At 44.9% G+C, this 15,724-nt stretch carries 16 protein-coding genes and 1 pseudogene; 10 read left to right on the top strand and 7 right to left on the bottom strand.

Features of this window, described 5'->3' with window-relative positions; all coding sequences use genetic code 11:
* The first annotated feature begins 55 nt into the window (after positions 1 to 55).
* Positions 56 to 313, top strand: coding sequence for a hypothetical protein (locus C8J48_RS10800; protein ID WP_107726678.1), 258 nt, complete (start codon positions 56 to 58; stop codon positions 311 to 313).
* Between the two features lie 856 nt (positions 314 to 1,169).
* The gene (locus tag C8J48_RS10790; RefSeq protein ID WP_107726674.1) at positions 1,170 to 1,643 is read left to right on the top strand and encodes a hypothetical protein; all 474 of its coding nucleotides are present in this window, start codon (positions 1,170 to 1,172) and stop codon (positions 1,641 to 1,643) included.
* A 381-nt stretch (positions 1,644 to 2,024) separates the two neighbouring features.
* Here C8J48_RS10790 and C8J48_RS10785 read toward each other — a convergent pair whose 3' ends face one another.
* On the bottom strand, positions 2,025 to 2,207 hold the full coding sequence (locus tag C8J48_RS10785; RefSeq protein WP_107726672.1) for a helix-turn-helix domain-containing protein: 183 nt from the start codon (positions 2,205 to 2,207) through the stop codon (positions 2,025 to 2,027).
* A 244-nt stretch (positions 2,208 to 2,451) separates the two neighbouring features.
* Here C8J48_RS10785 and C8J48_RS10780 point away from each other — a divergent pair.
* A pseudogene (locus C8J48_RS10780) lies at positions 2,452 to 2,733 on the top strand (sigma-70 family RNA polymerase sigma factor); the annotation flags it as partial.
* Between the two features lie 328 nt (positions 2,734 to 3,061).
* Here C8J48_RS10780 and C8J48_RS10775 read toward each other — a convergent pair.
* Complete coding sequence (locus C8J48_RS10775; RefSeq protein WP_107726670.1) at positions 3,062 to 3,421, bottom strand: hypothetical protein; 360 nt, start codon at positions 3,419 to 3,421, stop codon at positions 3,062 to 3,064.
* Positions 3,422 to 3,533: 112 nt separating this feature from the next.
* Between C8J48_RS10775 and C8J48_RS10770 the strand changes: the two genes are divergently transcribed.
* A complete protein-coding gene (locus C8J48_RS10770) occupies positions 3,534 to 4,061 on the top strand; it encodes a PH domain-containing protein (protein WP_107727705.1) in 528 nt (175 codons plus the stop codon).
* Positions 4,062 to 4,205: 144 nt separating this feature from the next.
* On the top strand, positions 4,206 to 4,340 hold the full coding sequence (locus C8J48_RS19210; RefSeq protein WP_281261202.1) for a hypothetical protein: 135 nt from the start codon (positions 4,206 to 4,208) through the stop codon (positions 4,338 to 4,340).
* A gap of 122 nt (positions 4,341 to 4,462) precedes the next feature.
* On the opposite strand, the gene C8J48_RS10765 is transcribed toward C8J48_RS19210, so the two are convergent.
* The 3 genes from C8J48_RS10765 to C8J48_RS10755 are packed head-to-tail and all read right to left on the bottom strand — an operon-like array spanning position 4,463 to position 8,261.
* Positions 4,463 to 5,629, bottom strand: coding sequence for a Ger(x)C family spore germination protein (locus C8J48_RS10765; RefSeq protein ID WP_170105382.1), 1,167 nt, complete (start codon positions 5,627 to 5,629; stop codon positions 4,463 to 4,465).
* A complete protein-coding gene (locus tag C8J48_RS10760; RefSeq protein ID WP_107726666.1) occupies positions 5,626 to 7,152 on the bottom strand; it encodes a spore germination protein in 1,527 nt (508 codons plus the stop codon). Before C8J48_RS10760 ends, C8J48_RS10765 begins: the two co-directional genes overlap by 4 nt.
* Entirely contained in the window at positions 7,149 to 8,261 is a 1,113-nt protein-coding gene (locus tag C8J48_RS10755; protein ID WP_107726665.1) for an endospore germination permease, read from the bottom strand. Before C8J48_RS10755 ends, C8J48_RS10760 begins: the two co-directional genes overlap by 4 nt.
* Positions 8,262 to 8,744: 483 nt before the next feature.
* On the opposite strand from C8J48_RS10755, the gene C8J48_RS10750 reads away from it, so the two are divergent.
* The gene (locus C8J48_RS10750; RefSeq protein WP_107727704.1) at positions 8,745 to 9,875 is read left to right on the top strand and encodes a hypothetical protein; all 1,131 of its coding nucleotides are present in this window, start codon (positions 8,745 to 8,747) and stop codon (positions 9,873 to 9,875) included.
* Between the two features lie 466 nt (positions 9,876 to 10,341).
* Here the strand turns inward: C8J48_RS10750 and C8J48_RS10745 are convergent, their stop codons facing one another.
* A complete protein-coding gene (locus C8J48_RS10745) occupies positions 10,342 to 11,004 on the bottom strand; it encodes a LysE family translocator (RefSeq protein WP_107726663.1) in 663 nt (220 codons plus the stop codon).
* Positions 11,005 to 11,182: 178 nt separating this feature from the next.
* Between C8J48_RS10745 and C8J48_RS10740 the strand changes: the two genes are divergently transcribed.
* A complete protein-coding gene (locus C8J48_RS10740) occupies positions 11,183 to 11,455 on the top strand; it encodes a winged-helix domain-containing protein (protein WP_107726661.1) in 273 nt (90 codons plus the stop codon).
* Between the two features lie 602 nt (positions 11,456 to 12,057).
* Here the strand turns inward: C8J48_RS10740 and C8J48_RS10735 are convergent.
* Positions 12,058 to 12,837, bottom strand: a complete 780-nt coding sequence (locus C8J48_RS10735) for a YheC/YheD family protein (protein WP_170105380.1) — start codon at positions 12,835 to 12,837, stop codon at positions 12,058 to 12,060.
* A 185-nt stretch (positions 12,838 to 13,022) separates the two neighbouring features.
* Between C8J48_RS10735 and C8J48_RS10730 the strand changes: the two genes are divergently transcribed.
* The 3 genes from C8J48_RS10730 (at position 13,023) to C8J48_RS10720 (ending at position 15,672) form a co-directional block, all read left to right on the top strand.
* Complete coding sequence (locus C8J48_RS10730) at positions 13,023 to 13,994, top strand: arsenic resistance protein (RefSeq protein WP_107727703.1); 972 nt, start codon at positions 13,023 to 13,025, stop codon at positions 13,992 to 13,994.
* 132 nt (positions 13,995 to 14,126) lie between these two features.
* Entirely contained in the window at positions 14,127 to 14,888 is a 762-nt protein-coding gene (locus C8J48_RS10725) for a DeoR/GlpR family DNA-binding transcription regulator (protein ID WP_107726656.1), read from the top strand.
* A complete protein-coding gene (locus C8J48_RS10720) occupies positions 14,881 to 15,672 on the top strand; it encodes an HAD family hydrolase (protein ID WP_107726655.1) in 792 nt (263 codons plus the stop codon). The genes C8J48_RS10725 and C8J48_RS10720 overlap by 8 nt, the downstream gene beginning before the upstream one ends.
* The last annotated feature ends 52 nt before the right edge of the window (positions 15,673 to 15,724 follow it).

Genomic DNA, 15,724 nt, shown 5'->3' with positions numbered 1-15,724 from the left:
ATTCTTAGTATTAAGGAATAAAGGTATAATTATGATAAAAGAGGTGAATGGGGATATGAGAAAAATATCGATTCTAGCTTTAATATGCTATTCAATATTTGTGATTTTGATTATTATCGCCGTAGTTTTGGCTTGGATAGGTACTGTCATTTCTCATGGAACGATAATAAGCAATCTCATAGATGGTTTTAAAGGTGCTTTTCGTGCTCGGAAAGATATATTAGTTTTTATTATTCTTTTACCAATTGTAGGATATCTCTTTCAGAAAAGATACAACAAAATAAGAAATGAAGCGGCTAATAAAGAGAAGTAGGGTAAATGAATTTGTATTTGATTTATAATGATAATTGTGGCCATCCTAATTATCTATCCACGGGATGCAACTGGAGCAGTAGGTCAATGGTTTGGGGCAATAGCAATTGTAGCGGTTATTGTTGCTATATATACAGCTAATCTCGTCAAGAAAACAGCTGAAGACACAACTAAGAGAGAAGAATTGGTTAATCAGTGAGGAAGAGTACAGCGTATTGGTTAACTTGGTACCCCTGTAAACGGTTAACAAGAAAAAAACTTACACCTTTTGTTTTTCGGTAGATCACGTTATAATAGTACGGAAAAATAGGAAAGGGTGAAATATTTTGTAAAATAGGAAGATAAAATCCGTTATCGTGTCGCTTTTAGGGATGGTCATGGTTGTGGGATTGTCTTTTCCAGGAGGGTCGGTACAAGCTCAAGCTCAAGACTCTGTTCGGGAATTTGAACTGAACAAACAGAAGGGGCAACCAGAAGTCCACCAGGGCGAATATGTTTTCCTCCACAATAAAGGGAACTCCTTTCAAGCCGATCAAATTAACGACAAGATTCCTGGTTCCCTCAAGATTGAGGAGCAGAAAGGACATCAATCCAATCTCGTCGGTGTAGGGCTTTATAAGAGAAACGGGAAAGTGCATACCGACTTTTTTTGACAAACAAGAGTAAAGTGACTCTTCAGGCTTTAGAGAAGTGGGCCCAAAAAAAGTCGGTTCAGCGAAAACAAAGCATGGGTACGATGGAGGAGGATGATGCACCTACCTATGTGGATAATTACGAATGGTACTTTTATCATGGTGGTGAGTTAGTCGGCATTTGCAAGCAATGTAACCTACACACGGCACGGGAAGGCCATAGATATGGATGGGGAAGAAGTTTCTGTTTGGGATGTAAAATACTTTAACCAGGTTGTACCGAGGGCATCGTGGCAAACGGGGGTGGTAACTTCGTATTCCAGCACGGAGGAAATTTGGGAGCGCCCAGAGATCATTTCTTATGCTCCGAATACCACTCCTGAAGAGTCATCATTCGATGTCAGTTTATCTGGTTTAGTCCCTTCTGTCACTTGGACGATTAACACGAGAGAGTCTAGGATTCGTGATTGTTCAGATCTGAGTGTTGAAGATATCGCTTGTTGGGCAAATATAATCACATTAAATACAGAAACTGCAAAAGGCCCTCATGTCATGGAGCCAGGCATTCGAGTTACCAACAAAGGGTTTCTAATTGGCTTCCAACACAGTCATCTGCTTAATTTTCGTGATGGGTTGTTTGGAGACAGTACGTATGGTTTTACGGGTCTCACCACCCGGTACTTGAGCGATCTTGATTGACCGATCATTCAACAGGGTCTGGGGATTTGCCCGGCCCTTTTTTTATAGACAATACGAAGGCGCAAAAAAGAAGGCCGTCATCATCGGTCCCTAATCTCATTTGATCCTTTCACCTACATTATTGGAGAAGTCACATGGCGATGGTGGACCGACTGTCGCCGTCAACATCCATAAGCGCCTAGCTGTTCTTAAATCTTTTTGGGCGTTCCTTCAGGACAAGGGCTATACCCAAGTAGACCCAACCAAAAAGGTGAGACTTCGGCGTTCTTCCATCTTAGAACCGGTTTAGCCCCTCAACCACAATAGAAAAAACAGTAGTATCAACGGTGATAACAAAAATAAAGTCCATCCCCAATTTTTCACGTATCCAACTACTTTCTTTTATCTTCCGTCTTGAATGATCTTTTCAATGTCCGAATCACGAACACGCCATACCCGTTTCAGTTTTACACCTTCAAGTTGACCAGTACGCAACCACTTCCGAACTGTATCCGGTTTGAGCGACAATCGTTCAGCCGCTTCGTTTACCGTGATCAAACGGCTTGTCTCTTGATCAACTACCACCTCGCTTCGCTCCTTTCTGTGCGTCTGACGAGTTGAATAATAATATGTTTAGATTTGAGATGTCAATTATTGTTAAATACGCCTGGATACGTATCAATAAGTACCAATGTGGATGAATGTGGAAAATTATTTTTTCCTCCTTTCTGTAAAATGGTAAAATAGAGACAGAGACCAAGACCTTATATATACATAGAGAGGGGCCGGGGGGAACACCCCGGCTTTCACATACAGATAAAGGGTGAGGGGGAACGAAATCACTCTGATTGACATTCTGGGAACCGATCGCGATGAGATCGTGGAAGAGGTACAGCTTAAAATTGAGAAGAAGAAAATATACAACCATCTGTATATTTTGGATGAACGAGAGCAGGAAGTGATACGGAATCGCTTTGGCTTGGATGGATTGGAGGAGAAGACGCAGCGGGAAATTGCGAAGGCCTTAGGTATCTCTCGTTCCTATGTTTCCCGTATCGAAAAGCGTGCGTTGATTAAGCTTTTTCATGAATTTTATCGCGTGGGATCTTAGTGACTCTTCCCCCCCTATTCAACTACATAAAGAGAAGCGGAGGATTTCATATAACGGACCTTCCCGAGGCTGTTGACAAAGGTCAGCAGCCCTTTTTTTTACGTCGATTTAAAAGATGAATTTGGATGGGGTAACTCCGCGCCGATTGTTACGGTCTGGATAGCAGGCGATTTTAAAATGGAGTTGCTCTCGAAAAAAGGAACAGGGGATCACAAAACGGGCCATTTTCCCTTTCCTCACTCATTTTCGTGGATAAAAAAAGCCTTGTCGCTTTTCGACGCAAGACTTTGTCATTAATCATAATCGACCATAAAAATGCCGGTTTTTATTATGCTTTGATGAATCTTTTTGCCATTTGATCAATAAACCAAAACAACAAGGCAAAAAAGACAAAAGGATGAATTTCTGGTCTTAATAAGATTGATAATCGGAGATCGCCGCTTAATGTTAAAATAACAATTGGAAATATAAAACCAGCTATAGCATGGTATAAAAGTGATAACCATATGTTTCCCTTGGCAAATTTATCAGCTAAAAAAGATGTTAGTATTCCATAGGTAAATATAAATAACGCTGAAAACAACACAAATACCCAGAAATAATGGTAGTTTGATCCTAATCCGAAAAAGAAGAAGAACGTTGTTAATAAAAGAAGTATTGAGGCTGATGCAATTTTTCTAAGAAGCAATTAAGAGGTCTCCTTGTCAATTATTAATTGGATATTCTCTAACCCTCTCCATTTGTTTGCAAATTACGACAGGAAAAAACATTTCGATTGCGAATATTAGAGAAGGGAGGAGATGAAAGTGTCAAATCAGAAGCTGGAAGAGGCTATAAAAAATCTCGATTTCAAGTGGTTGGTTCGGAAAGAGATTAAAGAATTGCCGGGGATTCTTTGGGAAAACGAGATTCCCGAAAAAGCAGTTCAAGGTGTTTATCAACACAAGCAAGGAATACTAGTCGCTACCAACAAACGTCTTATTTTTATTGACAAGGGCTTTTTTTCGTTGACGGTGGAGGATTTCCCATATGATAAGATTTCTTCTATCCAGTATACGACGGGAATTATCTTCGGTGAATTGACCTTTTATGCAAGCGGGAATAAGGGGAAAATAGGGCAAGTGGACAAAATGGCCGTCCGCTCATTCGCCGAGTGGGTACGGAATCACATTGAACAGGCGAAAGAGAACGAAACAACTAATCCTCAACCATCGGGGGGGTATTCTAGTCCGGTGGAACAACTCAAACAACTGGCTGAGTTAAAAAATCAAGGGATCTTGACGGAAGAAGAGTTTCAGGATCAGAAGAAGAAAATTCTTGGGTCTTAATTTATAGGGCATCATTCGATAGGCACCCACCCGGGTGCTTTTTCATGGGTGCAACAATATTATTACATAATTGAGTAATCCGACACAGAAAGACTTGGCCGAGCGGCTAGGGACTACACAAAGCGTTATCAGTCGGATAAAAATATGGAAAATATATCAGCTGAATACCTAAATAAGATTGCGCGAACGTTTGGCAAACAGTTAAAGATCGAGATGGTAGACGATGAGGCAGCGGCGGTGGCAGCAGACTCACTAGAGGGAAAACCCTCCCGATTTTGAGGGGTCTAACTTAGCTTTTTCGAAAATCTTTCGCTTCATTTGCCGCATAATTGTCTGGACTTATAGGTGGCATTAAGTACACAGGAGCTTTCTTTACGTTTTCCGTTTTACACCACGCATAATTATTTCTTGCTCATCGTGTGAATCTTAGACTTACCACTTGTTGTGATCTTGACTTCTACCTTAATCTTCCCTAGAGAATTGGTACGGAGGATCATCTTCCCTTTCTTGTTTAATTGATTCCAGGCTTTGGGGTTTTGATAAAAAAAGTGATAAGACAAGTTATAAACATCGCATCGTTTGGATAAAGCCTGCCGTTGAGTGAAATGAATTTGATCGGCAATCGTTTGCTGGGATAGCCTCTTTATCTTTTCCAGACTGAGTGGTTTTTTTAAACTAATGATCGTCGCCTCCGCGTCTACATCAATATCATATCGAGGATAACCGTTTTTTCCTACATATGGAGTGATCTGCACTTTTGGATTTTTCACGATTAGGTCGGCGACGGATTGACCGTCTTTCTGAAGGTTAAGATGAGACTGGATCATTTGCGGAGTTATCCAGCGCATTCCCATCAGATCGGATGCTTCCATCTTCGCCAACATATGGTGTTTGTGGGTGTTGTAAATATGATCAATTTCTAGCATCGTTGCCCGTTTTCCTTTGTGGGTCATCCATTCCCCCACCATTCGAAGCCCGGGGATATTTTGAGTTCTGCCAGGTTCTCGAATGTTTCGGACCCATTCGAAATAGCGTACAGGTGGAATGTACGATCGCTGCTGATACTCGGAGTAAGGATTCTGCAATTGCATGTTGAGTGGCGAATCAAAAACGACAGGAGGATTGGTTAATATTTTGGTCAGGGATTCGTCTGTTGCAAAAACCCAGGGGGTATAACGATTTTCATAAAAGCGATTCCATAGATCGATTATATCCCTGAAGCCGTGTTTTAGAACCCGTTCTGAAAGTAGGATCACTGTAACATGTCCCCAGCGTATATAGCCGTCAACGTGGGCATATAAGTCATGAGCCGCTGCATCCAACGTGATTCCACGTCCATGCACGGTCCAAAAACGTTTTGTTGAATCGCCGTTACCTTCTCCTTCCGGTCCTGCGACAGTGCTAAAATCACTAATCTGAGCGTATATATCGTAAGCCCCTCGGTTCCAATCGATGCCGACTGCAGTGATGTAATACAGATTCGACATCTCTTTGTAGTTCCAACACCCGGACGCCACTAGCAGCGATGTGATGCCCATCAGAACCAGCAATACACGTAGTATTTTCATCTTTGGTTGCCCCTTTCTCTCGCCCGGGTTGTGTCTCTGGGTTTTAATATCGAAGGACGCCTGGACAGCATTCGGTGTCCGAAACACCCCTGAAGAAGATCTTTCCATGACAGAGGAGAGATCGGGGCGAGATAAGGAAGACCGAAGGGTTTTAACCAGGACAGATAAAGAGTGATCGTGAACAAAATGACAAAAAAACCCAATAAACCAAAGAGAGACGAGAATAAAAGAACGCCCATTCGTAGTAAACTGACTGCTCCGTTTAGATTAAGATTATCGAGGGTGAAGCTGGCCACGACAGCAATGGCTATCGCTACCACTGTACTGGGGCTAGTCAAACCGGAGCGGATCGACGCATCTCCGATTATCAAGCCTCCCACCACGGATAAAGTCTGTCCGATCGGACTGGGCAGCCGTAATCCGGCCTCTTTGAACAACTCAAAGAGCACGAGCATGATAAATACTTCCAGTGGAGTGGGGAATGGAACGCCCTGAGTAGATTGGACAAAAGTAGACAGAAGGGGAAATGGGATTTGATCCTGATGAAAGGAGGTCAAAGCAACATAAAATCCCGGCAGAAATACGGCGATAAATAAACCGATCCACCGAAGGGCAAATTGGAAAGGGATAAATATCGAAGAAAACTGATTATCCTCCCCGCTTTTCAATAACTCCATTAACTGGATTGGGGCGATCAGCACCGAGGGGGAGCCGTCTACCACTAAACAGGCACGCCCGCGCAACAAGGCAGCAGTTACAAAGTCTGGGCGGGCAGTGTAGTCTAACACGGGAAAAAAATTCATAGAGGGCTGGATCAGCCATTTTTCTAGTGAAGCGCTGGAATCAAGATCGTCCAACTCCAATTCCTTTATCCGCGAACGAAGAGCTTCTATCACATCGGGACGGATTACGTCCCTTATATACATCAAAGCCACGGAAGTATGACTTCGCTTGCCCACCGTCAACTGTTCCATACAAAGGGAAGGTCCACGCAATCGTTTTCGGATCAGTGAAACATTGGTGACGACCGATTCGGTAAACGCGTCTCGTGCTCCGCGCACAGTTGGCTCTATAGGGCTTTCCTCTGTCTGGCGTTGTGGTGGATCTGCTACATCCAGACTAAGAGCACGATCCCACCCATCGATGAAAACGACCAGCTCTCCTTGAAAGATGCGGTCCACTGCGGCTTCGATGGATCCCAGTGTATGCACGGGTTCGAAACCTAATCCCTTCCCACTTGGATTTGCCCCTTGTTCAAACCAGCGGATTAAGGCTGGGATTGCCTCGCGGTTAACCTTTTCCTGACTACTCATTCCTTGGCAATAAACAAGCAGGACAGCCGCCTTTTCCCTTAAATTCGGCCATTCCCGGCGTTGAAAATGGACATCATCGTGGGAATTTAACTGCTCCTTCAGCCAAATCTCCACTGCATCTAAATCGGCAGCAATGGTCGATGGATCAGCTGATTTCGGGAAAGTCTTTGTTTTCGGCCGCTTGTCGCGGTAGAGCCGACGTCGTTTCATGTCACTATTTTCTCCTTATGGTTCGATGACCTTCTTTTTCCGATTGCGAGAAATACAAGGCTGAGCAACGTCAACAACACTAATGCGGCGAAGGAAAGCGGGGACCACACATTGACGACTTGATTCCAAAAAGTAATATCGCTGGAAGGATAACGGCATAAAATCAACAGAATTATCATTAATCCTCCCAATGATCCGATGCGTGCACGGCGTTTTCTTATTCCCCATATATCCACTAACAACCACAACCCGAAGGAAATACGGATTAATGAACCGGTAAGCCATTGATAAATGGATAGAAAATCGACGTGTTCTACATATCCCCCGAGGGAAAACATCTGCCATTGTTCAAAGGCAGGATAACGTTGTTCGGCCGCCGTCTCTGGTCCAAAAATTGCAATCGATCCTGTCAAAGGCCCAAAAGTAAGCATAACGAGAATAACACCCGTAATCACGAGTTGTAGACGTTTCATCGGACCACTAAAATAGTGGCGAATAAACAGGATATAAATAACTTCCGCCAATCCGATACCTGAATACAGCATCCCTTTCAGAATCGGCATGGGACCGTGTTGAAGAACGGGCCACAGCAGGGAATAATCCTTTTTAGGGAAATTACCTGACGCCACAAAGATGCCAAATAAAATCACAAAAGGCAGGAGTATTCCATTGGCAATGGCAATCGACTCCAAACCCAACGCAGCTGCGACCAAGCAGAGAGAGGCGAATAGGATCAGAATGACGCTGGTGGGCGTTTCTACGAGGTACGAGACCTGCGTCCACGTTACAGTGTCTTTTAACGTAATATACGTGTTAAGAAACAAAATCCCACTCAGCAAAAGACGTATTAGGAGCGCAGGTAATCGACCAATCCCGTCTTCAATATGCTTAATGACGGGAATATTATCCGTTTTGGATAGTTCCCGACCGAGAAGTAAGAGCCACAGAACATAAAGAATGCCCGTTAGCAAAACAGATATCCAGGCATCTCGTCCGGCTTTTTCCAGGATAGATGGTAAAAGGATAACGTGATTAAAGACTCCGATTGAAGCAATGAACAGGAGCGATACTGGCAGGATCCCGATTCGTGTAGATATAGATATAACCATTTCCTCCTTTGAAGAATGACAAAAATGATTGTTATTTTCTTTATCATGAGCATCTCTGGATGATTATATATCTCCAGACAGAGATAAAACCTGGCCATTTTTTTATGAAAAGAAAAGGCGATAAGGTGTGTCGTGTAGAATTAATTTTGTAATGATATTTGATTGTATTTTCAGTCAATTAAAAAAGGAAGCACTCTCCTTTGTTTTTGAGTGTGGGCCTGTTGTTGTCAATTTTTCATCGGTTGCTTTCTCATGCCCAAACAGGTTCATAAACGAGGGAGATTGCTTGTACGAGTGAGAGCTGACATATTTAACAGGATGTGAACAAAACGACAGAAAATAGTTGGTAAAACACGAGTAATCCCACGTATGGCGGAGATGGCCTACCGCCATTGATGCACCAGACCAATAAGGAGGTTAGTTAAGAACATGTGGAAAGCGGATGTATCTCGATGGCGTCGATGTTTGAAAGGTGTCGTAGGCATGACGATTATTGCGCTGATCGTTTCGATGATCTTAGTGGGCTATGAGCAACCCGCTTTTGCCGCTTGCGGCGACCGCCCCTCTTATAACGCGGAAGTAACCAACAGCGGCAGCACCTGGACCGCACGTAACGGTAGTAGAACCGTATACAGCGGCAGTGATATGGTGGCGGCGGTACAAGCTGCAATCGACAGTCTCTCCTCGGGACGAACTTCCAAAGAGTGGGTACTGGTGCGCGGTGATGGTTCCATGAGTGCCAATTCACGAATCTCGTTGCGCAGCTACACGGGAATCGATGTTTGCGGGACCATTCATGTAAGCGGTTCCGGCTCTGGTGATAACGCTCCCATTTATGCCCGGGGTGTACGGGATATTGAGGTACGCTATCTAAACATAACCGGCGGTCCCTTATATGGGATCTTTATGCGTAACGTTGAAAATGTCGTTCTCGGGGATATCGGAATCCGCGTCTCCAGCGGTCTGGGTGTCCGTATCGACAATCATGGTGACCGCAGCGTCCGTTCGCGCAACATCCATATCGATCAGGTGTATGTTTCTGGAACAGGTTCACACGGAGTGGAAACGTATGGGGTGGACGGTCTAACCATCAATAGAGTGACAGCGCGCAACACAGGTGGTTCAGGATTGCTTCTAAACGACACCATCAATGCCACCGTGGACAGGATCGACGCTGACGGTGCTGGTACCGGCACGGGTTACGCTGCGTTGCGATTTGCAAATCGTAATGGCCGTGTGGGAGACAGCTATCCCACCAACATCCGCATCGGTAGCGTCAAAGCCGTCGGCGGCGGTCGAGGAATTTTCTGCGTTTCCGAAAGCGGAGGTGTTGAGATCAATCAGGTGGATATCCAGCGTACCGGCGGCAACGCCATTTTGATTGAGAACTGTTACAACGTAAACATTGCTCGTCAGTCCGGCACTGTGGATGGTGGCGGTGAAATCCGAATCGCCGCCCGGGACGAATTTCCACCGTCACGGGACATCACCCTACAAAACTTGACCGTACGAAATACTGACATCCGTTGGAGCCCTTGCGTCGGTTCGAACATCGCCAATCGCAATATCACACGGGAAAACTCCAATCTCCACTGGTGTTCAAGTGCACGATAAATGGCACAAAAAAACCGGGAGGGAAGTATGATATTATCCCCTTTAGGTAGACAGTAAAAAGCAAGCCGGATACTGTTAACCTGGAGGGGATTTTCTCATGGGAAAAATACGAAAGACCTATACAATGGAAATAAACCATATTGGCAGTGAAAGAATAGTCTGAAAGGAAACAGTTATTGTGCCATTGCAAGAAGACCTTTCATGCGACAAGATTGTGAGATGAGGGTTGGGTAGGTCTGGAGGAAAAGCGTGGAAAAGAAATGGGAGTAGGAAGAGGACGACCACGAAAGCAGCCTTTAAGCCTGGAAGAGGAAGTGATTCGTCTGAATGTTGCTTTTATTTCCTTTCTTGGAATCGCCTAAAGGTTATGCAAAAGGGGATCTGACTGCGGAAAACGATGTATGGATTTAAGTAACCCGCGGTCTCCCTACGCATAAGGAGATCTCGTATCTCGGGAAAACTCTCTTTAAGTTGAAATCCTGAAAATATAATGATTAGTGGATTCCAATAGTTTATCTTTCGCTTTTGTAATCTCTTCGCTGATCATAGATAACCCAACAAGCACAAAAAAGACTCCAAATGCGAGATCCAATGTTCGTTGGAACCGGGTGAGGGCTTGTCGTACCTTGTTGAAGCCGATCATAAAGATGACAGGAACATACCAACAACAATTTCCCAAGAAGAAGATGGTGGCCACCCACATGGGGTGATCGGTCAGGTACTCGGTGTTGGTGAATTGAGGGAATATACTAAGGAAAAAGAGGCTTACTTTTGGATTGAGAAAATTGCTTAAAAAGCCGCTTTGAAACGCTTTTAACGGAGTCAGTTCGTGTTTGTCGGAACGAATTTGAATCTTTTTATGACGAAAGTTAATCAGGCTCATGAGACCCAGGTAAATCAGATACAAAGCTCCAAGGGTTTTTATGATCGAGAACAATACGGCTGATTGTTGCAGGATTACGGACAAGCCCATCAGGGCAAAGGCGATATGGAGAGTAAAACTGAGTCGATTGCCGGCTAATGTGAGAAACCCATAACGTCGACCGTGTGTAAGTGTGTGTTTTGCCATCAACAAAAAATCGGGTCCAGGGGAAGCGGCAAGCGCAAACCCCAAGAAAAAAAGATGCATATTGGTTCCCTCCGCTAAGAACGATTGAAGCTATTCTACGCTTTTCACCCAGATGATTCAATAACCGGTCGTATGATCATCTGCCAAGGCCCAACTAAATTGAGCAATTTTAAATTTCTATGTATAGACCCCCTGTAGATATCCAGACTAAGGCGTGGAAAAATAAGGAGGGATCTTGATGCACGCTGGTTTTCAAAATCCATTTATTCGCATCCACTTGTTGTATCATGCCAATCAACAAGGGATCACCGCTCAACGTATGCAGTCGGAATTGGGACGGCATGGGTATCAAGTGGATGAGCAAATCGTTCAGCAGCATCTGCAACATTTGCAGCAGGAGCATTTTTTATCCGCGCAGGGGCAGGATTATCAGATTACCCCAGAGGGTAAGCAAGAGTTAAACGAAGTACAGCAAAAATTGCAACCGCTATACCATGAAGTTGTACAGTGATTGTAAAGTCCCTCGTCGTCGACGGGGGATTTTACAATAGAAAACGAATCCTGGCACAGTGATTTCCGGCTCGGTTACCCGGTGGCGTCTGCCTGAGTAAGCGTAGCTACAGATTGCCGCCGGTAAGGAGTAAGGCGCTTAACAATTTTTATGGATAGTACAATGTAATTATAACTGTAAAAGTGGTCGGCCAAAATGAGATTAAATTGTATAAACGTTGATATAGCAGGGATTTGCCGAGTCAAATCGGAGCGCTGGCGGAGGCTTTTAAAAAAATGGGGTGAGGGACGGGTATGATGATCATTGCATATAACCTAACTTTTGTGCTAAAAGGAAAATAAGGATTTTAGATGATTTCCCATGTGTGTGGAGAGAGGTAGAATAATAGTGGACCAGGACCTTTATATAGATCCCTTCATAAAAAGAGGCCGGGAAAGGGGAGATCCCACCCGGTCTCTTTTTTTTGCAAAAAAACCTTCACCCTCTCCCGAGGTGAAGGCACCAAAGAACAAGAGGTTAAATGCTCTCCCCTCTAATTCTTAGGATAGCGAAGGTTTTTCAGGTGGTCATTATATAATTCCACCCTCGATATACAATTTTTTCTATGCTGATTTAGCTTTCGTTTTTGTGTTATATTTGATTGCTCGTTTACGCAATTTGAGAATCCGTCGATATATTTTGGGATCTGCTTTGCGAAAGGTATTGATGGCTGGCTTCATATAGTTGACCTCATAGATCCAAATATTTTTATCCTGATCCAACCCCAAATCAATCGCAAACTCTTTTTTAGCTGGGTATCGGTCATTGACTACCTTTGCAATCGTTAGAACCAATTTTTTTATTTTTTTTCTCACTTTCTGATCGCTCTTTTGATCGTATTTGAGAGTTTCAAATAAGTGATTAAGCCGGGTAGAAGTTCCACCGTGTCGATATGAGGTGACAATTCCCTCTGGAGGAGCGATCCTGCCTGCGACTCCACAAACGATCCATTTTTTGGCGACTTTGAGCACATGGGCCCGAATATCAAAAGGGTCTCCAGATGGCGTGATACTATGGATCCCTTGTTGAATGATATATTTTTTTTGTTTGATCCAGTGGTTCAATTGTTGATAAAGTTCCTCTTCTGTGGGGAGGATTTGCTTACGTTTGCCGGTGATCGCGGTAAACCCGCTCTGAGGGTTAGAGGTGATACGGATGATATTTTTTGATTGACAGCCGTTTATCGGCTTTAAATAAAGCATGCTAAATTTCTTTGTCATCTCTTGCAGGTTTTCGCGATTATACGATACCGTCTTAGGGTGGGACGCTTTTGTCAACGAATTTTTTTTAAGTAGCTTTGCCATTCGCAGTTTATCTTGTACAACTGGTTGCTTCACTCCCATCATGATCATCTCCATTTTACACAGGACTTCAAAGACAGCTCTCGCGAAAAATGAAATGATCAGACACGGCCTGGAGATCTCTCTTTTTTGTCGAGTTATACTATGTACAAGGGAGGGTGCCCGTGAAAGGGAAAGAGAAATTGGGTAATTTGACGATAAGGATGTGGTGATCCAATTTGACGAATTTGGGAGTGTTTGAACGGGCACAGCCGCTGCTTATTCTCGGTGCTGTTTTGTTGGGGTTGTTGATGGGTCAGGATGACAGTTTCTCCCTGTGGATGGAGTGGATGATTCTGCCCTTTCTCATGGTGATGTTGGTGGGTGTGTTCTTACAGGTTCCATTGAAGGTGTTACGGAATGCCTTTGGGAATGTGACCTTCACGCTAGCCAGTGTGGTGATCAACTTTGTGATTACTCCGCTAGTGGCAGGAGGGCTGGGATTTTTATTTCTACGGGATACTCCAGAATTATGGATCGGGTTTACCATGTTGATGGTGACGCCCTGCACAGACTGGTACTTGGTTTTTACCTCCATCTCAAAGGGAAACGTGGCGCTGTCGACAACACTGTTGCCTTTGAACTTGATTTTGCAATTGCTGCTTCTGCCTTTCTATTTATGGCTGTTGACAGGAAGATTGCATCAACTGAACTTAGGATTGCTGTTTGAAAGTGTAATCTTGGTTCTGGTTGTCCCCTGGATCGCAGCTATGCTGATCCGGTGGATGGTTCATCGTTACAGAGGGGAACAGTGGTTTCAGGAGCAGGTTCTCTCCTCCATGGGCACGGTGCAATTGCTTTTTCTCAACTTGGCGATTGTTGCGATGTTTGCCTCCCAGGGGAGTGTGTTGCTGCAAAATCCGGGAGTGTTGCTCGGTTTAATCCTGCCGGTGTTGCTGTACTTTTTACTTATCTTTTTGTTGGGGTATGGGGTGGCTCGCAGTCTTCGCCTTTCTTATGCGGATCAAGCCAGTCTCCAACTTACTACATTGGCACGTAACTCTCCCATCGCCCTGGCGATTGCGTTAACCGCTTTTCCCGATCAACCTTTGATCGCACTCGCTCTGGTTATTGGGCCGTTGATTGAGTTGCCTGTACTTATCTTGATTTCCCGGATCTTGTTGGGGATGAGGAGGAAAAGAGAGAAATCGTTTGCCTGATCAGCTGCCACATCGAGTGTGGCGGTTTTTTTGTAAAGGTTTTGTGCATATTATTGCAGCATCACTTACAATCACTTATAATTTATAAGTGATTGTAAGTGATGCTACTTCGACGGAAAGGAGGCGGATGGGGTGTATCAAGAGGAACGTTTGCGGGCGATTGTGGATTATCTGAAGCAGCATAATCGGATCAGTGTACAGGAGATCTGTGACCAGTTTGGGGTGTCCCGGGATACGGCCAGGCGAGATTTGGTCAAGCTGGATGAACAGGGAGCAATTCTACGGACGCGCGGCGGAGCACTCTCCCTTGATAAAGAAGTAAAAGGATATCGCGAACGGTTACAAGCGGCGGCAGGGGAGAAAGAGGCGATTGGACAGAAGGCGGCAAGTCTGGTACGGGATGGGGATCATTTGATATTGGATGCTTCCACCACGGTACAGGCGGTCGCCGCTGCTCTTACCGCGAAGGATGTGACAGTCGTGACCAACTCCATCGATATCGCGTCTGTATTGGCCGATTGTCCCAGTGTCTCGGTTCATCTGTTGGGGGGAAAGCTACACCCCAAGCATCGCTATGTATATGGAGTGGCGACGATGGCGATGTTGGCGGATTATCGGGTGGATAAGGCGTTTTTGGGTGCAAGCGGAATTACGCCGGAAGGGGTGTTTTATCCCGATGAAGAGGATGGGCAAATAATCCGGGAATCGATTCGCTGTGCTGGTCAGGTGATTGTGTTGGCAGATGCGACAAAATTTAACCGTCGCTTTTTTTATCGGGTGTGCGATTGGGGAGCGATCGATCGAATGGTGACCGACCAGCCACCTCCAGCGGATCTGCGGCAAGTGCTGGAGGAACAGGAAGTGGAGATTATGGAGGTAGCATGGCATGATTGAATTGATTGTGACCGATTTGGATGGAACCTTGTTGGACGAGGGAAAACGGGTGCGTCAAGCGGATCGAAAGATGCTGAAAGAGGCAGTTCAAAACGGAAGTCAGCTCTGTCTGGCCTCGGGCCGAATGCAGCGGGAATTGGAACAAGTGATGGACAGCATTGGGATTGCTGCTCATGGAGTAAGCCAAAACGGCGCTTTTGTCCGCACTCGGGATGGAGAGTTACTGGCTGAGCATCTGTTTTCACCGGATCTGGCAGTCGCTTTATTTGAAGAGATACAAAGGGAAGAGTTGTTTCAATTGGTCTGTCTGGAACATGAACTGTTGACCCATCGTCGCATCGGCATGGCTGCGGCGGTAGAATCTCGCTTATTTGCTCCGATACGGTTGGTGCCGGAGTTGGGCTCTGCCCTATTACGGCAGGAAGTGACACCGTGTAAGTTTAGTTTTTTTGGTGAGCTGAAGAGATTGCAGCCGCTGAAACATCGCTTGGAAAGCCGTTTTAGAGAGGAAGTGGATCTATTTATTTCCGACCGGGACTGTCTGGATGTGATGCCGAGGGGTATATCCAAAGGACGAGGTCTTCAGATATTGGCGGAGCATTTGCATATTTCTCCTGAGAACATCCTTACCGTCGGCGATGCTTTTAATGATGTTTCCATGTTTGAGTCGTTTCCTCGCCTTAGCTTTGCCATGTCTCATGCTCCGGAGGGGGTGCGTGCTAAAGCGGCCCAAACCGCTGAGTCCGTGGAAAGTGCGGTGAAACAGGCGATGGTGCATTTTTAGGATAACCAAACAACCGTTTTCCAAAAGAGGGAAACGGTTGTTTTCGGTTGGG

Source organism: Desmospora activa DSM 45169 (assembly GCF_003046315.1).
Classification (GTDB): domain Bacteria; phylum Bacillota; class Bacilli; order Thermoactinomycetales; family DSM-45169; genus Desmospora; species Desmospora activa.
This window is presented reverse-complemented; position numbering and strand designations above follow the sequence as displayed.

Coding starts and splice junctions, on each gene's coding strand:
- C8J48_RS10755 (WP_107726665.1), bottom strand. CDS start 8,261: ATGGTTATATCTATATCTACACGAATCGGGATCCTGCCAGTATCGCTC.
- C8J48_RS10765 (WP_170105382.1), bottom strand. CDS start 5,629: ATGAAAATACTACGTGTATTGCTGGTTCTGATGGGCATCACATCGCTG.
- C8J48_RS10720 (WP_107726655.1), top strand. CDS start 14,881: ATGATTGAATTGATTGTGACCGATTTGGATGGAACCTTGTTGGACGAG.
- C8J48_RS10745 (WP_107726663.1), bottom strand. CDS start 11,004: ATGCATCTTTTTTTCTTGGGGTTTGCGCTTGCCGCTTCCCCTGGACCC.
- C8J48_RS10750 (WP_107727704.1), top strand. CDS start 8,745: ATGACGATTATTGCGCTGATCGTTTCGATGATCTTAGTGGGCTATGAG.
- C8J48_RS10790 (WP_107726674.1), top strand. CDS start 1,170: ATGGATGGGGAAGAAGTTTCTGTTTGGGATGTAAAATACTTTAACCAG.
- C8J48_RS10740 (WP_107726661.1), top strand. CDS start 11,183: ATGCACGCTGGTTTTCAAAATCCATTTATTCGCATCCACTTGTTGTAT.
- C8J48_RS10760 (WP_107726666.1), bottom strand. CDS start 7,152: ATGAAACGACGTCGGCTCTACCGCGACAAGCGGCCGAAAACAAAGACT.
- C8J48_RS19210 (WP_281261202.1), top strand. CDS start 4,206: ATGGAAAATATATCAGCTGAATACCTAAATAAGATTGCGCGAACGTTT.
- C8J48_RS10770 (WP_107727705.1), top strand. CDS start 3,534: ATGAAAGTGTCAAATCAGAAGCTGGAAGAGGCTATAAAAAATCTCGAT.
- C8J48_RS10735 (WP_170105380.1), bottom strand. CDS start 12,837: ATGGGAGTGAAGCAACCAGTTGTACAAGATAAACTGCGAATGGCAAAG.
- C8J48_RS10800 (WP_107726678.1), top strand. CDS start 56: ATGAGAAAAATATCGATTCTAGCTTTAATATGCTATTCAATATTTGTG.